The sequence below is a fragment of the Labrys sp. ALF-8 genome (assembly GCF_059699065.1).
On sequence record NZ_AP048537.1, the window covers coordinates 2,867,475 to 2,881,419 of the forward strand.

12 protein-coding genes are annotated in these 13,945 nt (G+C 64.8%); 7 read left to right on the top strand and 5 right to left on the bottom strand.

Going from position 1 to position 13,945, the window contains the following annotated elements; all coding sequences use genetic code 11:
* Positions 1-89: 89 nt before the first annotated feature.
* The 4 genes from AC6H34_RS13175 to AC6H34_RS13190 form a co-directional block, all read right to left on the bottom strand.
* Positions 90-1,127: a Gfo/Idh/MocA family protein gene (locus AC6H34_RS13175; RefSeq protein WP_448149533.1), complete on the bottom strand. Its 1,038-nt coding sequence runs from the start codon at positions 1,125-1,127 to the stop codon at positions 90-92.
* 7 nt (positions 1,128-1,134) lie between these two features.
* Positions 1,135-1,968: a carbohydrate ABC transporter permease gene (locus tag AC6H34_RS13180; protein ID WP_448149532.1), complete on the bottom strand. Its 834-nt coding sequence runs from the start codon at positions 1,966-1,968 to the stop codon at positions 1,135-1,137.
* 2 nt (positions 1,969-1,970) lie between these two features.
* Positions 1,971-2,888: a carbohydrate ABC transporter permease gene (locus AC6H34_RS13185; protein ID WP_448149531.1), complete on the bottom strand. Its 918-nt coding sequence runs from the start codon at positions 2,886-2,888 to the stop codon at positions 1,971-1,973.
* Between the two features lie 119 nt (positions 2,889-3,007).
* Positions 3,008-4,447, bottom strand: coding sequence for an extracellular solute-binding protein (locus tag AC6H34_RS13190; protein WP_448149530.1), 1,440 nt, complete (start codon positions 4,445-4,447; stop codon positions 3,008-3,010).
* A 379-nt stretch (positions 4,448-4,826) separates the two neighbouring features.
* On the opposite strand from AC6H34_RS13190, the gene AC6H34_RS13195 reads away from it, so the two are divergent.
* Positions 4,827-6,098: an ROK family protein gene (locus AC6H34_RS13195; RefSeq protein ID WP_497539085.1), complete on the top strand. Its 1,272-nt coding sequence runs from the start codon at positions 4,827-4,829 to the stop codon at positions 6,096-6,098.
* 75 nt (positions 6,099-6,173) lie between these two features.
* On the opposite strand, the gene AC6H34_RS13200 is transcribed toward AC6H34_RS13195, so the two are convergent.
* Positions 6,174-6,947: an SDR family NAD(P)-dependent oxidoreductase gene (locus tag AC6H34_RS13200; protein WP_448149528.1), complete on the bottom strand. Its 774-nt coding sequence runs from the start codon at positions 6,945-6,947 to the stop codon at positions 6,174-6,176.
* Between the two features lie 321 nt (positions 6,948-7,268).
* Between AC6H34_RS13200 and AC6H34_RS13205 the strand changes: the two genes are divergently transcribed.
* The 6 genes from AC6H34_RS13205 (at position 7,269) to AC6H34_RS13230 (ending at position 13,836) form a co-directional block, all read left to right on the top strand.
* Positions 7,269-8,102 carry a DeoR/GlpR family DNA-binding transcription regulator gene (locus tag AC6H34_RS13205; RefSeq protein ID WP_448149527.1) on the top strand — a complete coding sequence of 278 codons (834 nt, stop codon included), beginning with the start codon at positions 7,269-7,271 and terminating at the stop codon, positions 8,100-8,102.
* Between the two features lie 12 nt (positions 8,103-8,114).
* A complete protein-coding gene (locus AC6H34_RS13210) occupies positions 8,115-8,915 on the top strand; it encodes a BtpA/SgcQ family protein (RefSeq protein ID WP_448149526.1) in 801 nt (266 codons plus the stop codon).
* A gap of 98 nt (positions 8,916-9,013) precedes the next feature.
* The gene (locus AC6H34_RS13215) at positions 9,014-10,513 is read left to right on the top strand and encodes an FGGY-family carbohydrate kinase (protein WP_497539086.1); all 1,500 of its coding nucleotides are present in this window, start codon (positions 9,014-9,016) and stop codon (positions 10,511-10,513) included.
* Entirely contained in the window at positions 10,510-11,157 is a 648-nt protein-coding gene (locus AC6H34_RS13220) for an HAD family hydrolase (protein WP_497539087.1), read from the top strand. The genes AC6H34_RS13215 and AC6H34_RS13220 overlap by 4 nt, the downstream gene beginning before the upstream one ends.
* Before the next feature lie 9 nt (positions 11,158-11,166).
* Positions 11,167-11,484, top strand: coding sequence for a N,N-dimethylformamidase alpha subunit family protein (locus tag AC6H34_RS13225; RefSeq protein ID WP_448149523.1), 318 nt, complete (start codon positions 11,167-11,169; stop codon positions 11,482-11,484).
* Positions 11,485-11,571: 87 nt separating this feature from the next.
* A complete protein-coding gene (locus AC6H34_RS13230; RefSeq protein ID WP_497539088.1) occupies positions 11,572-13,836 on the top strand; it encodes a N,N-dimethylformamidase beta subunit family domain-containing protein in 2,265 nt (754 codons plus the stop codon).
* Positions 13,837-13,945: the final 109 nt, after the last annotated feature.

Consider the following 13,945-nt stretch of genomic DNA (forward strand, 5'->3'; position numbering starts at 1 on the left):
GGGCTGCGCCGGTGTTTCCGGAAAGGGTCATTTCTCGTTGCATCCAGAACTCTCGAATGTCGTGACGGGGCTTGCATCCCGCCACACTGTTATCTTGCAAGAGTCACCGCATTTCCCGTCGCCGCGGCCTGCTCGATCGCGGCAAGCACGCGCGTCACCTCGAGCCCATCCACGGCGTCGGCCAGGACCGGCGCCCCCGTGGTCACGGCGTCGACGAAACGTGCGATGGCTTCCATCACGAAGCCTCCGATGCGCCCTCCCGCTGCCGGCGTCACGCCCAGCATATCGGCTGTCTTGAGGCCGGCACCGGCATATTTGCGGAAGGTGCCGTTCTGCGCGGTGTCGAGCTGGAGAGAGCCCTTCTCGCCCACGATCTCCGCGCGGAAATCGAACACCAGCGGCAGGTCGCGCGGCAGCACCCAGCTGTTCTCCAGCGTTGCGACGGCGCCATTGTCGAATTCGAGCAGGGAGACGTGGACATCGGCGGTATCGACGCCCTGGGACGCCAGGTAGCCGCGCCGGACCATGGCCTGCACCTTGACGACATCGGCGCCGAGCATGAACCGCAGAGCGTCGACCGAGTGGCTGCCCAGGAACCACAGCGCCGAGGATTTGCTGGCCCAGGAGAGCAGTTCGAAGGGCACGAAGACGGTATTGGAGAGCCGGGCGGAGGCATGGAGCGGCTTGCCGATCTCGCCCGACGCGATGGTCTCCCTGGCCGTATGGACGGCGGGGTTCACGCGGTTGTGGAAGTCCACCATGACCTTGACTCCGGCCTTTGCGGCAGCGTTGGCGATCGTCTCGGCTTCGGCGAGAGTGGTCGCCAGGGGCTTCTCGCTCATGACGTGCTTGCCTGCCTGGATCGCCGCCAGCACGATGTCCGCGTGGGCGAAGTCGGGAGTGGCCACCGTCACCGCCTCGACATCGGGATCCGCGATCAACTGCCGATAGTCCTGGTAGACTTTCTTCGCTCCGAACTCGCGCTGCATCTGGGCGCCGCGTTCGGCATTCAGGTCGCATACCGCCGCGAGTTCGGCCCCTGGAATGGCGTTCAGCGTCTTGCAATGGAAGGAACCCCAGAGGCCGGCACCGACGACACCGAAACGCGCGGAATTGGTCGTAGACATCAACAATTTATCCTTTGACTGAACCGAAGGTGAGGCCCCGCACGACATAGCGGTCGAGGGCGAGGAAGATGATCATCGGGGGGAGCATGGCGGCGAGAGCCGCAGCGCCGATGAAGCCCCAGGTGACGCCGGCGGTGCCGAAATACTGCAGCGTGCCGACAGGGAGGGTCGCCGTGGCGCGGTTGGCCAGCACCAGGGGGAAGGCGGCGTTGTTCCAGGCGAAGACGAAGGCGAACATCGAGGTGACGATGATGCCCGGCCGCACCAGCGGCAGGACGATCCTGAGGATGATGGCCGGCGTCCGGGCGCCGTCGACCCGTGCCGCCTCCTCGATCTCCACCGGAACCTCGTCGATGAAGCTCTTCATCAGCCAGACCGAGAAGGGAATGGTGAGCGTCTGCATGATCAGGATCATGGAGAAGTAGCTGCCCTTGAGGCCGACGGAACTCGCGAGGATCGAATAAGGGATGAGGAAGGCCACGGGCGGGGCCATCAGCAGGCCGAGATACCACAGCATGATGTTCTTGCGCCCCCGGATCCTGAAACGCGACAGCGCATAGGCCGCCGGAAGCGAGAAGGGCAGGTTGAGGAGCACCGCGCCGACCGCGACGATGAGGCTGTTGGCGAGCTGCGGCAGGTTGTTGCCGGGGTCGCCGAACGTGTAGTGCAGCGACGACCAGTCCGGCTTGAAGGCCAGCACGGGCGGCATGGTGAAGAAGGTCTCGGGCGGGCGGATCGCCAGCAGCGCGAACCACAGGATCGGCCCGATGAAGAAGGCGAGGAGCAGGAGCGTGAGGGCGTAGCTCACCACCGACCCTGCCATTCGTTTGCCTGTCCGCATGATCAATCCAGGTCCTTGAAGGCGAAGAAGACGAAGAGGCCGATGATGGCGTTGACGATGATGACCATCATCCACGTCATGGCGCTGGATAGGCCGATGTTGAAGTCGACGAGGCCCTGCTGGTAGAGGCTGTAGCCAAGCGTCCGGGTGGAAGATCCCGGGCCGCCCTTTGTCAGCACCAGCACGAGGTCGAAGGTGTTGAAGAGCTGCATGAAGCGCAGCATCACCACGATCAGGGCCGTCTTGCGGATCAGCGGCAGCTTGATCCGCACCAGCATCGCCCAGGGCGAGGTCTTGTCGAGCCTGGCGGCTTCGATGATGTCCGGCGGCACAGAGAGCAGTCCGGCATAGAGCACGATGGCGAAGAACGGGGTCCACTGCCAGATGTCGGCGAACAGGATGGCCCAGAGCGCCGTGGTACCGGAACCGAGGAGGCCCTGCGCGGGCAGGGGGATTCCGGCGGAGGACAGCAGCCAGGGGATCAGCCCGCCATTCGGGTCGTACATGTAGCGGAAGAGGAAGCCCACCACGATCGGGGCGATGGTGGTGGGCATGATCAGCAGGGCCCGCGCGAGATTGAGGCCGGGCAGTTTCTTGACCAGCAGGAGCGCGATGACGAGGCCGAGGCAGAACTCCACGGCCGTTCCCACCAGCGTCAGCGCGAGCGTGTTCCACAAGGCGCCGAGGAAGAAGGAGTTGGAGAACGCCATCTCGTAGTTGCCGCCGCCGATATAGCCCATCGGCGTGGGGCTCATCTGCAGGTTCCAGAAGTAGAAGCTGTTCTTGAGCGCGAAAAGCAGCGGGAAGGCGATGAGCGCAAGCAGCAGCACGACCGAAGGCGCGATCAGGAGATAGGGCAGGAAGGCGGGTATCCTCCGGCGCGATCGGGTTGGGATGGTGGTGGTTTCGGCCATGGCCATTGCTTTGCCCTCGCTCAGTCCGGCTAAACGGCATGCATCGCGCTGCCCTTTCGGACTGCGACGCACCGAAGAAACAGAACGGCCCGCGCGACGGGAGAGGGACGCGCGGGCCGTATCGCTCAGGCGAGGGAGGCCATCAGGGCCTTGGTCGCGTCGAGCGTGTCGTCATAGCTCGGCTGCTTGTAGGGGATCAGGAAGTTGCCGGTGAGGATGTTGGTGAAGAAGGAGTCGGTGTCCTTCAACGCACCTTCCGGGGTCGAGTCGCCGGACAGCACCTTGTTGAGGTTGAGGCCGTAGATGCCTTCCAGCGTGGTGTAGACCGGGCAGGGCGGGCGTACGATCTTGCCGTTGCCGCGCTTGAGATCCGCAATCTGTGCGGGCAGGTAGGGATAGATCTTGAGAAGATCGGGGTCGGCGTAGAGCGAGGGGCGGGCGAAGTCCGAGAACTGGTAGCCATATTTGGTGTAGAGGGCCATCGCCTTCTGGGTCTTGGCCGAGGTCGCCCATTTGATGAATTGCCACGCCCCATCCTTGTTCGAGGTGTTGGAGGGGATGCCGAGGCTGTGGCCGCCGATGGAGACCACCTGGTCCTTGCCGGGCGACTGCGGCAGGCGGGTGATGCCGATCTTGTCGGCGATCACGGAGTCCTTGCCGGACATGTAGCCGTCCTTGCGGCAGAGATAGGAATAGGGCGTCCACCAGTAGAACATGCCCACATCGCCTTTGGCGAAGCGCATGCCGGCGTCGAACCAGTTGTAGCCGATCGCCTCTGGCGGGGAGTTCTTGTAGAGCTCCGCGAACAGCTTGAGCGCCTCGACGTTCTCGGGCGTGTTGATCGTCGGGGTGAAGTCCCACGCACTGCCGGTCGGGAACTGCTTGAACCAGCGCACGCCGGAACTGGCGGCGAGCTGGGTGTACATGTGCACGATGGGCGCGGGCTGCTGGCCGGCGAGCACGGTGCCGGCCATCTTCTTGCCGTCGAAGTCCTGCCCGTTGAGCTTCTTGATGATGTCGAGGTAGTCGGACCAGCTCCAGGAGCCGTCATCCGGGATCTTGACGCCTGCCTTGTCGATGAAGTCCTTGCGGTAGAGAACGGCTTGGCCGTAGGTCGCAACCGGCAATGTGCCGACCTGGCCCCGCCAGGTGTTCATCGAATAGAGCACCTCGGGGACGTAATCCTGGATGTTGGTGTCCTTGTCCGCCTTGATGAAGTCGTTGAGCGGCAGGATCCATTTGCTCTCCAGATATTGGCCGAGCCACATCTGGTCGACCGAGATGACGTCGGCATCCGGCTGGTTGGAGATGAAGGAGGAGGTGAGGCGGGCCTGCAGCGCCTCGAGCGAGATGCTCTCGATCTGCAGCTCGATGCCGGTCTCCTTCTTGAATTCGTCGGCAAGGCCCTGGATCGCATAGTAGAAGGGGTCGCCCGCGAGCAGCACGCGCAGGGTCTTGCCCTGCGCGGAGGCGCGATGGGGGGCAAGGCCGAGCGCGGCTGCGCCGGCCAGGGCCGCGCTGCTCTTCAGCACACTGCGGCGGGAGACAAGGGAATTGGTAACCATGCTCATTCTCCTCTGATGTGACGTCAAACGGCTGGAGGTTTGTTTTCTTGGTAGTTTTCTTGATTGTTCCGTCGGCTGCGGCGGTGTTCAGGTCCGTCGCGGCTCTCGGCGATAAGGCGGACCGGCACGACCCTCGGGGCCGGACAACGGGACGCAGGGAAACCAGTTGGGTTTGGCTTGTTCTTTTTCTTCGGTATGTTTGAAGCTCACACAAACTTACGCTATCGTCAAGACTGCAGGCCATGCCCGGCGGCGGGGCGAAGCGGGAATCGCCGCGCGAGCCGGGTAGTGCTAGGCCTCGCGGAAGAAACGCCTGATTCGCCTGCCTGAACGGACCGTGCGGGCCGGCAAGATCGCGGAAGCAGTGGGATCGAGAGCGATGGCATCCGATGGAAGATCCTCGTCCGAGAACGAAAGGGGTGGCCTCGCCGCCATCAACGAACTGTTCGACGAGGCTTCCCGTCCGCGCGGCCGCAACCAGGGCCTGATTTCCTCCTCGACGATCGGCCTCGCCAATAGGGGACGCGTGCTGCAGGTCCTCTTCGATCTCGGCCCTACCAGCCGTGCCGAGCTTGCCAGGCATGTCGGCGTCAACCGTGCCACCATCAGCGGCATCATCCAGCCCCTGGTGGACCAGGGCATCCTCGTCGACGGCGACCCGCTGCCCTCGAAGGAAGGGGGCGGCAAGCCCGCCAGGCCCATGTGGTTCGCGGAGGATGCTGCGCCGATCTGCGCGGTGCTGCTGATGCATGACGGCGTTCAATGCTGCCTGGTCTCCCTCGACGGCACCATCGGGGCGGAGGTCAGGGCCGGCTTTCCGCCGGATGCCGACGGGGTGGAGGCGCTGGCGCAAACCATCTTCGACTGCGTCGGCCGCGCCCTCTCGCTCGCCCATCGCCCGCCGCTCGGCATCGGCGTGGCGGCCGGAGGCATGATCGACACCGACAAGGGAACGATCGTGGCGGTGAACCTCGCTCCGCTGCTGTCGGGCCTCCCGCTCGGGGCGGAACTCGCCCGTCGCTTCGGCCTGACCACTCGCGTGGACCATCATCCGCGCGCCTTGCTGGTGGGCGACCGCTGGTTCGGCATCGGCCGGGGCAGGCGGAATTTCGCCGTCATCTACACGGGCGAGGTGCTGGGCGGCGCCCTGCTGCTGGATGGGCATCTCTATCGCGGGCCGGCCGGCGCCGGCGGCGAGCTTGGCCATACCTTCGTGCAGGTGGACGGCATGACCTGCCGCTGTGGTCGTCGTGGCTGCTGGGAGACCATCGCCACTCTCGGCTGGCTGCGCCGGGAGGCGGGGCAGGCGGGCCTTCCCGCTGCGCAGGCACTGGATTCCCGCGGCCTGGTCGGTCTTGCACAGGCGGGAGTGGCCGGCGCGGCGGAGCTTCTCGATCGTTATGCCCGCAACGTTGCCGTCGGCATCGCCAATCTGCAGCAGACCATGGCGCCGAACTTCATCGTCCTGCACGGCGATGTCGTCGGAGGCGGTCCTCGCTTGCTCGATGCCATAAATGCCCATGTTCGCGAACTCGTGCCCTGGCGTCCCGGTGGCGATATCGAACTGGTGATGGGAGACCTCGAGGACCGGGCGGCACTCAGGGGGGCCGCGGGTCTCGTTCTCTCCGAACTGCTGCATTTCACGCTGTAGGGCGCACGTGCCCCATCTGCGAAGCCTGAGACGCCACGCTCTTTACGGCGCGACGTCGATCATTGCGCTCGATCCTCACCCCATGTAGACGCCTCCCGTCACATTCACCGCCTGGCCGGTCATGAAACCGGCGCCGTCCGAGGCGAGGAAGGCAACCAGGGGGGCGATGTCCTCGGGTGTCTCGATGCGGCCGAGGGGCGTCTGCGCGATATAGTCGGCCTGAACCGCCTCGGGCGTGATGCCGCGCAGCTTCGCCTCCCATTGGATTTCGCGTTCCTGCATCGAGGTGCGCACGAAGCCGGGGCAGACGCAGTTCACCCGGATGCCATGCGGCGCCATCTCGCGGGCGATGGCTTGGGTCCAGCCGACGACCGCGAACTTACTGGCGGAGTAGTGGGCCAGCAGCGGCGCGCCGACCTTTCCGGCGAGGGAGGCCGTGTTGACGATCACACCCTTGCTGCCGGTGCCCAGGAAGTGGCGCACGGCCGCCTGGTTGGTAAGGAAGATGCCGCGGGCATTGACGTCGAAATTGAAGTCCCACTCCTCGTCCGTCAGGTCGACGACGGGGTTCATGGTGGAGACACCGGCATTGCCGATCAGGATGTCGTAGCCCTCCCAGGCCTCCGCGACGGCCGCGAAGGCCGCCTCGACCGAGGAGCGCTTGCGCACGTCGATGCCGATGCCGCGATGGCCCTCGCCGAGGGCGGAGGCGACGTCGACGGCCCTGGCTTCATCGAGGTCGGCGATGGCGACCTGTACGCCCAGCCCCGCCAGATGCCGTCCGATCGCGGCGCCGATGCCCGACGCCCCGCCTGTGACGATGGCACGCTTCCCAGCCAGATCCCGCATTCCGACGCCCCTGTATGCGATAAATTATCGAACACATTGAAACATGATCGAGCATCTTCGCACAAGTATTAAAATATAAGGATTTTGCCTAATAATCGCGAAGCGCATGCCGCTCTCTCGTGCCGATACGTAAAGGTCTCCTCGTTCGGATCGGGTTGGCGTCCGAATTGGAGAGAAAGGCGAACGAGAAAATCGCTTGCCAGATGATCGAGGATGTTACATTCTTTGATCGAATATGTTCGTTTCAGTCATGATGCATGCGGTCCGAAGGGGCGCTACAAGGGCTTGGACATGCAGCCGGCAGTGACGAAGAGAGTGCAGATGACGCCCGTGACGACGAATGCTTCCCGTATTCCGGCCATGGCTCGGCGCGACAGGCTGATCCAGATGATCGGCCAGCGCCGCTATATCAACGTGTCGGATGCGGCGGCAGAGCTTCACGTCTCGGAAATGACGATCCGGCGCGATCTCGATCGGCTGGCCGAAACAGGCCTGATCAGCCGAGATCACGGCGGCGCCGCCGCCCGGGCGCCCGAAACGGCCTTCGATGCCGATGAGCCCACCTTCGAGGCCCGTGGACGTCGGCAGGCAGAGGCCAAGCAGCAGATAGCGCGGGCCGCCGCCAGGCTCGTCCATTCCGGACAGACCATAGGCATCGACACCGGCAGCACGACGCATCGCTTCGCACGCGAGCTGCTCGATATCTCGGGCCTGCGCCTGTTCTGCAGCAATCTGCGTACGGCGGGCCTGCTCGCAGGTGGCAGGAGCCCCGTCTATGCACTTGGCGGCTTGATCCGCCCCAACGAATTCTCGGTCTGCGGGCCCATGGCCAGCTCGCAGCTCGCCACGCTCTGGCTCGATACCGTCTTCCTCGGCGTCTCCGGCCTGACGGCGCAGGGCATCTTCGACTACACGCTCGAGGATGCCGAGATCAAGCGCGCCTTCATGGACCGGGCGAGCCAGGTGGTGATGCTGTGCGACGCCAGCAAGTTCGATCACCGATCGCTGGTGCAGGTCGCGCCCTTCCACCAGGTTCACGTGCTGGTGACCGACGCCGCGCCGCCCGAGCATCTTGCGGAGACGCTGGAGCGCGCGGGCGTGAAGATCATTCTAGCCGGTCATGAGCCGGCTTCCTTTCCAGATCCCTTGAATTGACAGGAGTGTCCGATGGTTTTTGATTTCCTGGGTTCGCGGCGCAAGGCCGTGATAGCCATGGCCCATATCGGCGCCCTGCCGGGCGCGCCGCTCTTCGATGCGCAGGGCGGCATGAACAAGCTCATCGACGACGTGGCCAAGGATGTCGAGAACCTGCAGGACAATGGCGTGCATGCCATCATGTTCGGCAACGAGAACGACCGCCCCTATCGCTTCGCGGCACCCTTGGAATCAGCGGTGGCGATGACGGCGATCATCTCTGCCCTCAAGCCCATGCTCAAGGTGCCGTTCGGCGTGAACTTCCTGTGGGATCCCACCGCGTCGGTGGCGATTGCGGGAGCGACGGGCGCTTTCTTCGCCCGCGAGATCTTCACGGGCCTGTTCGCCTCCGACATGGGGCTGTGGCAACCCAATGCCGCCGACGCCCACAAGCTGCGCACGGAGATCGGGCGCAAGGATCTGAAGCTCTTCTACAACATCAACGCCGAGTTCGCGGCGAGCCTCGACGTAAGGCCGATCGAGCTGCGCGCCCGCAGCGCCGTCTTCTCCTCCCTTGCCGATGCCATCCTTGTCTCAGGGCCCCTCACGGGGCAGCCGGCTGCGGCCGCGGATCTGCGCAAGGTCGCGGAGACGGTGACGGAGGTGCCCGTCTTCGCCAATACCGGCGTCAATCCCGACAATGTCCAGGACGTCCTCTCGGTCGCCTCCGGCGTGATCGTGGGCACCTCGCTGAAGGTGGACGGCAATACGTGGAATCCTGTCGATCCCGCGCGTGTGAAGCGCTTCATGGACAAGGTCGCGCCGCTGGCATGACCCTTTCGGAAGCGCGGGCGCCCCGTCCGCTCTTCCGTCATCGAAGAACGCCCTCGCTTCCATGAGCGGGCGACATGTCCGCGCTCCCGGGATTCCCAATGCCCTGTGTCCTCGGCCTTGACATCGGTACCACTTCGACCATCGGCATCCTGATCCGCCTGCCGGACCAGGTGCTCGGCCTGGTCTCGCGCCCCGTAACGCTGTCGTCGCCTCATCCCGGCTGGGCGGAGGAGGACCCAAGGCAGTGGTGGGCGAATGCCTGCGCCATCACGCGGGAACTGATCGCCACGAGCGGCATCGCGCCGGATGAGATCGCCGCAGTCGGCGTCACGGGCATGCTTCCGGCCGTGGTGCTGCTGGACCGTGAGGACGAACTCATCCGCCCCTCGATCCAGCAGAGCGATGGCCGCTGCGCGAAGGAGGTGGCGGAGATTGCCGCCGAGATCCCCGAGGCGGATTTCCTCGCCCGTGCCGGCAACGGCATCAATCAGCAATTGGTTACGGCAAAGCTGCGCTGGCTCGAAAAGAACGAGCCTGAAGCCTTTGCGCGGATCGGCACGGTGTTCGGATCTTACGATTACGTCAACTGGCGGCTGACCGGCGTCAAGGCGATTGAGCAGAACTGGGCGCTCGAAGCCGGGTTCGTGGATGTCGCCACCGACGAGATCGCAGACGATCTCGTGGCGCTTGCCCACATATCGCGCGCCGCCGTGCCGCCGCGATGCCTTTCCCACGCCATCCTGGGGGCCGTGACGGCGCAGGCGGCCGCCGAGACGGATCTTCCTGCCGGTACGCCCGTTGTGGGCGGTGCAGCCGATCATATCGCCTCGGCGCTGTGTGCGGGCGTGCTCTCGCCCGGCGACGTGCTCCTGAAGTTCGGCGGATCCGTGGACGTGCTGATCGCCTCCGGGACCGTGGCGCCCGATCCGCGCATGTATCTCGACTACCACCTGGTGCCCGGCCTCTATATGCCCAATGGCTGCATGGCGACGGGCGGCTCCGGCCTCAATTGGTTCGTCTCCACCTTCGCGGTCGGCGAGCGCGAGGCAGCGGCGAGGGAGGGGTTGACGCTGCACCAATATCTCGACCGCCTGGCGGCCGGGATACCCGTCGGCGCGGAGGGCGTGCACGTGCTGCCTTACTTCCTCGGGGAGAAGACGCCGATCCACGATCCCGTCATCCGTGGCGCCTTCAGCGGGCTCAGCCTTTCGAGTGGCCTGCCGCATCTGTGGCGGGCGCTGCTGGAGGCCTATGCCTATGCCATTCGCCACCATGTCGAGGTGCTGAACGACATGGGGCATGCCACGACCCACTACCTTGTCTCGGACGGCGGCTCGAACAGTACGGTCTGGATGCAGATCGTCGCCGACGTGCTGCAGGTGCCCCTGCAACGTCTAAAAGGGCACCCAGGCTCCTGCCTCGGAGCGGCCTGGACGGCTGCCGTGGGCGCCGGGCTTGCTGGGGAGTGGGCCGGTGTGTCACGCTTCATCAGCCTGCGCGACCGCATCGAGCCGCAGGTCTCCAACCAACCCATCTATGAGCGCGGCTACGAGAGCTTCCGCGCGCTCTATGGACAACTGCGTGGAACGACGACATGAGCGCGAAGGCCGTAGCCTGGGACATCGACGGGACACTGGCGGACAGTGAACCCCTGCATGAGAAAGTGCTGGCAGAGGTGTGCCTGCATTTCGGCGCAGACATATCCGATCTTCCGCCCGATCACTTCCGCGGCGTCCACATGGGCGATGTCTGGCTCGAATTGAAGGATCGCATGCGCGCGGGCACGTCCGAGGCGGCGTGGCAGGAAGCAATCATCGATACCTATGTCGAGCAGCGCGCGGGTGTGCGGGCGATGGATGGCGCCGTGGAAACCGTGAAGGCACTCTCGGCGGCGGGCATACCGCAGGGATGCGTCTCGAATTCCGGACGCAGGATCGTGGATGCCAACCTGCAGGCCCTGGGCATCGCCGGCTATCTCGAATTCTCGATCAGCCTGGACGACGTGGCGAGGGGCAAGCCCGACCCGGAACCCTATGCATGGGCCTGTCGTCGCTTGGGCTTTCCCCCTTCGCAGGTCCTGGCAGTCGAAGATAGTTTTGCCGGCTTTTCATCGGCCGTCGGCGCAGGCCTGGTCACCGCCTTCTATGCGCCGGCGGGCGCAGGGGTCGCGGGGGCGGACCATATCATCACCGACTTGCGCACGGTCCTCGATCTCATCGACGGCGAGAGCATCCCAGCCTGAGGGCATTCCATGTACAAGATCGATCCCGAGAAAGATCGCCAGTATATCGAGGAGTTCCGGCAGTGTCCGATCGGGCGCCATAGCCCCGGCCTGCAGCGCGTGCTGCACATCATGCGACAGGACTCCAGCGGCAACCAGATCATCCTGTTCTGCCGCAAGCCTTTCGCGGAATGGGTTCTGGCCAGGATGCCGCCGGACAGGCGCGATCCCATCGAGTTCGAGGGCGAGCCGGTCTTTACCAGCCGCGAGGAGGCGGAGTGGGAGATCTTCCGCCGCCGCTGGCGCCTCCTGACCGGCGAGAGCATCAACCTGCCCTACAGGGACTGAGGCGGTGCTCAGCTTGCATATTCATTCCGGCGGCGAGCCGTCTCGCGCCAAGGTCATTCTGCCTTCCGATACTCCAGGGTTTGCGCCATGCTGAAGATCACCGGCTATCCCGATCGCCATTCGGTCGCCCCAGGCGAAACCATCGCCTTCAAGGTCTCGCTGGAGGAGGGGGACAGTTTCGAGGCGCGGCTCGTGCGCGTCGTCCACGGCGACTGCAATCCTGAAGGCCCGGGCCTCAAATTCCCGCATGTCCCCACAGCCGTCGATGGCCGTCATGCGGGCAAGCCCCAACGCATCGATGCCGGTTCCTACATGGAAGCCGCGAGCCTGCCGCCGCTGGGCGCCGGCGCCTTCACCTTCTTCGCCATGCTCTGGCCGACCCTGCTCTCGCGCGGGCCGCAGACCATCGCGGCGCAGTGGGAGGCCGAGAGCGGGCGTGGCTTTCGCTTCTTCGTGAAGGAAGGCGGCCAGCTTGCGGTCGTGATCGCGGACGGTAGCGGCCGGGAGGCGGAGATCTCGCTGCACGACGCCATGCTGGTGAGGCAATGGTATGCCGTGACGCTGGCCATCGATCCGCATGCGAGGCGGGTGATGCTGTCCCAGCGCCCCGTGCAGCCTTATGCCCATGTTTTCGACGCCGGCTATGAAGAGGCCGAAACCGATGTCGCCCTGCTACCCACCGCAGCCCCTTTCTTCCTGGCCGGATGCCCTCAAGGGAATGGCACAATAGGCGATCATTTCGACGGCAAAATAGATGGTCCCGTCATATTGTCGGGCTTTCATCCGCCGGAGGTGCATCACGCCCTGTTGCTGCCGCCGCGCCCGGCCGCCCTGCAGGCCCATATCATTGCTGCCTGGGACTTTTCGAAGGAAATCGGCTCTACGAGGGCCGTCGATGTCGGCCCCTCCGGCCATCATGGCGATCTCGTCCATCTGCCGACGCGCGGGATGAAGGGCTGGAACTGGACGGGCGAGGAGCATGATTTCAACCGCAAGCCGGAGCATTACGGCGCCATCCATTTCCACCATGACGATCTCTACGACGCGGGCTGGGAGACTTCCGTCAGCCTGACTGTCCCCGAGGACCTGAAGAGCGGCGCCTACGCCCTCCACGTCACCTGCGGAGAGAGCGACGAGACGGTGACGCGGGAGAACTATCTCGCCTTCTTCGTGCGCCCGCCCCGCAAGCCGGCACGGGGGACGCGTCCCAAGGTGGCGATGCTGGCGCCCACTGCCTCCTACATCGCCTATGCCAACCATGGCGAGCACATCACGGCCCGCGGTGCTGAACTGGCGATGAACCGCCTGCTCACCTTCGGCCATTCGGACGTCTACCTCTACGAGCATCCGGAACTCGGCGGCTCGCTCTATGACTGCCATGCCGACGGGTCCGGCGTGTGCTACTCCAGCCGCCTGCGCCCGATCCTGAATTTTTCGCCGCGCTATCATTCCTGGCTCGGCGGCCACGGCTCCGCGCTCTACCAGTACAATGCCGACACCCACCTCTATGACTGGCTGGGCCACAAGGGGGTCGATTACGACGTCATCACCGACGAGGACCTTCACGAGGAAGGCTACGAACTCCTGCGGCACTACCAGGTGGTGATCACCGGCACCCATCCCGAATATCATTCGACCCGGATGTGGGATGCGATGAAGGCCTGGATCGATCGCGGCGGCCGGCTGATGTATATGGGCGGCAATGGCTGGTATTGGCGCATCGCCTGGCACCAGACCATGCCCGGTGTGATCGAGCTGCGTCGCGCCGAGGACGGAATCCGCACCTGGATTGCCGAGCCTGGCGAATACTACCACTCCTTCACCGGCGAGTTCGGCGGCCTGTGGCGGCGCATCGGCCGTGCGCCGAACGTGATGTGCGGCGTCGGCTTCATCGCGCAGGGCTTCGACATCTCCAGCCCCTATCGCCGGGCGCCGGACGCGGATAATCCCCGTGCCGCCTTCATTTTCGAGGGCGTGCCGGACGAGATCATCGGCGACTTCGGCCTGATCGGCGGTGGTGCCGCAGGGATCGAACTCGATTGCCTGGCTACGGATCTCGGCTCGCCGCCGAACATGCTGCGGCTCGCCTCTTCGATCGACCATTCGCCGATGATGCTGCTGGTCAACGAGGAGTTCGGCGTGGTGCCGCCCAATATCGGCGGCGATGTCAATCCGCGCGTCCACGCCGATCTCGCTTTCGGCGAAACCCCTGCTGGCGGCGCGCTCTTCGCCACGGCCTCCATCGCGTGGTGCGGCTCGCTCAGCCACGACAACTACCAGAACAACGTCTCCCGGATCACCTGGAACGTCCTGAAGCGCTTCCTGGAGGACGAGCCGTTTCCGGTGGCATGACGAAGGGGGCGGTGCCGCCCTTTCCACGAAAAGGTGCTCCGAGCACCATCCCCGGAAACGAGGCGCTTCCTGGGAGAGGAAGATGGCGGTCGGTGATCGCCACACCGCG

Coding starts and splice junctions, on each gene's coding strand:
- AC6H34_RS13215 (WP_497539086.1), top strand. CDS start 9,014: ATGCCCTGTGTCCTCGGCCTTGACATCGGTACCACTTCGACCATCGGC.
- AC6H34_RS13210 (WP_448149526.1), top strand. CDS start 8,115: ATGGTTTTTGATTTCCTGGGTTCGCGGCGCAAGGCCGTGATAGCCATG.
- AC6H34_RS13220 (WP_497539087.1), top strand. CDS start 10,510: ATGAGCGCGAAGGCCGTAGCCTGGGACATCGACGGGACACTGGCGGAC.
- AC6H34_RS13205 (WP_448149527.1), top strand. CDS start 7,269: ATGACGCCCGTGACGACGAATGCTTCCCGTATTCCGGCCATGGCTCGG.
- AC6H34_RS13225 (WP_448149523.1), top strand. CDS start 11,167: ATGTACAAGATCGATCCCGAGAAAGATCGCCAGTATATCGAGGAGTTC.
- AC6H34_RS13185 (WP_448149531.1), bottom strand. CDS start 2,888: ATGGCCATGGCCGAAACCACCACCATCCCAACCCGATCGCGCCGGAGG.
- AC6H34_RS13230 (WP_497539088.1), top strand. CDS start 11,572: ATGCTGAAGATCACCGGCTATCCCGATCGCCATTCGGTCGCCCCAGGC.
- AC6H34_RS13180 (WP_448149532.1), bottom strand. CDS start 1,968: ATGCGGACAGGCAAACGAATGGCAGGGTCGGTGGTGAGCTACGCCCTC.
- AC6H34_RS13190 (WP_448149530.1), bottom strand. CDS start 4,447: ATGGTTACCAATTCCCTTGTCTCCCGCCGCAGTGTGCTGAAGAGCAGC.
- AC6H34_RS13175 (WP_448149533.1), bottom strand. CDS start 1,127: ATGTCTACGACCAATTCCGCGCGTTTCGGTGTCGTCGGTGCCGGCCTC.
- AC6H34_RS13200 (WP_448149528.1), bottom strand. CDS start 6,947: ATGCGGGATCTGGCTGGGAAGCGTGCCATCGTCACAGGCGGGGCGTCG.
- AC6H34_RS13195 (WP_497539085.1), top strand. CDS start 4,827: ATGGCATCCGATGGAAGATCCTCGTCCGAGAACGAAAGGGGTGGCCTC.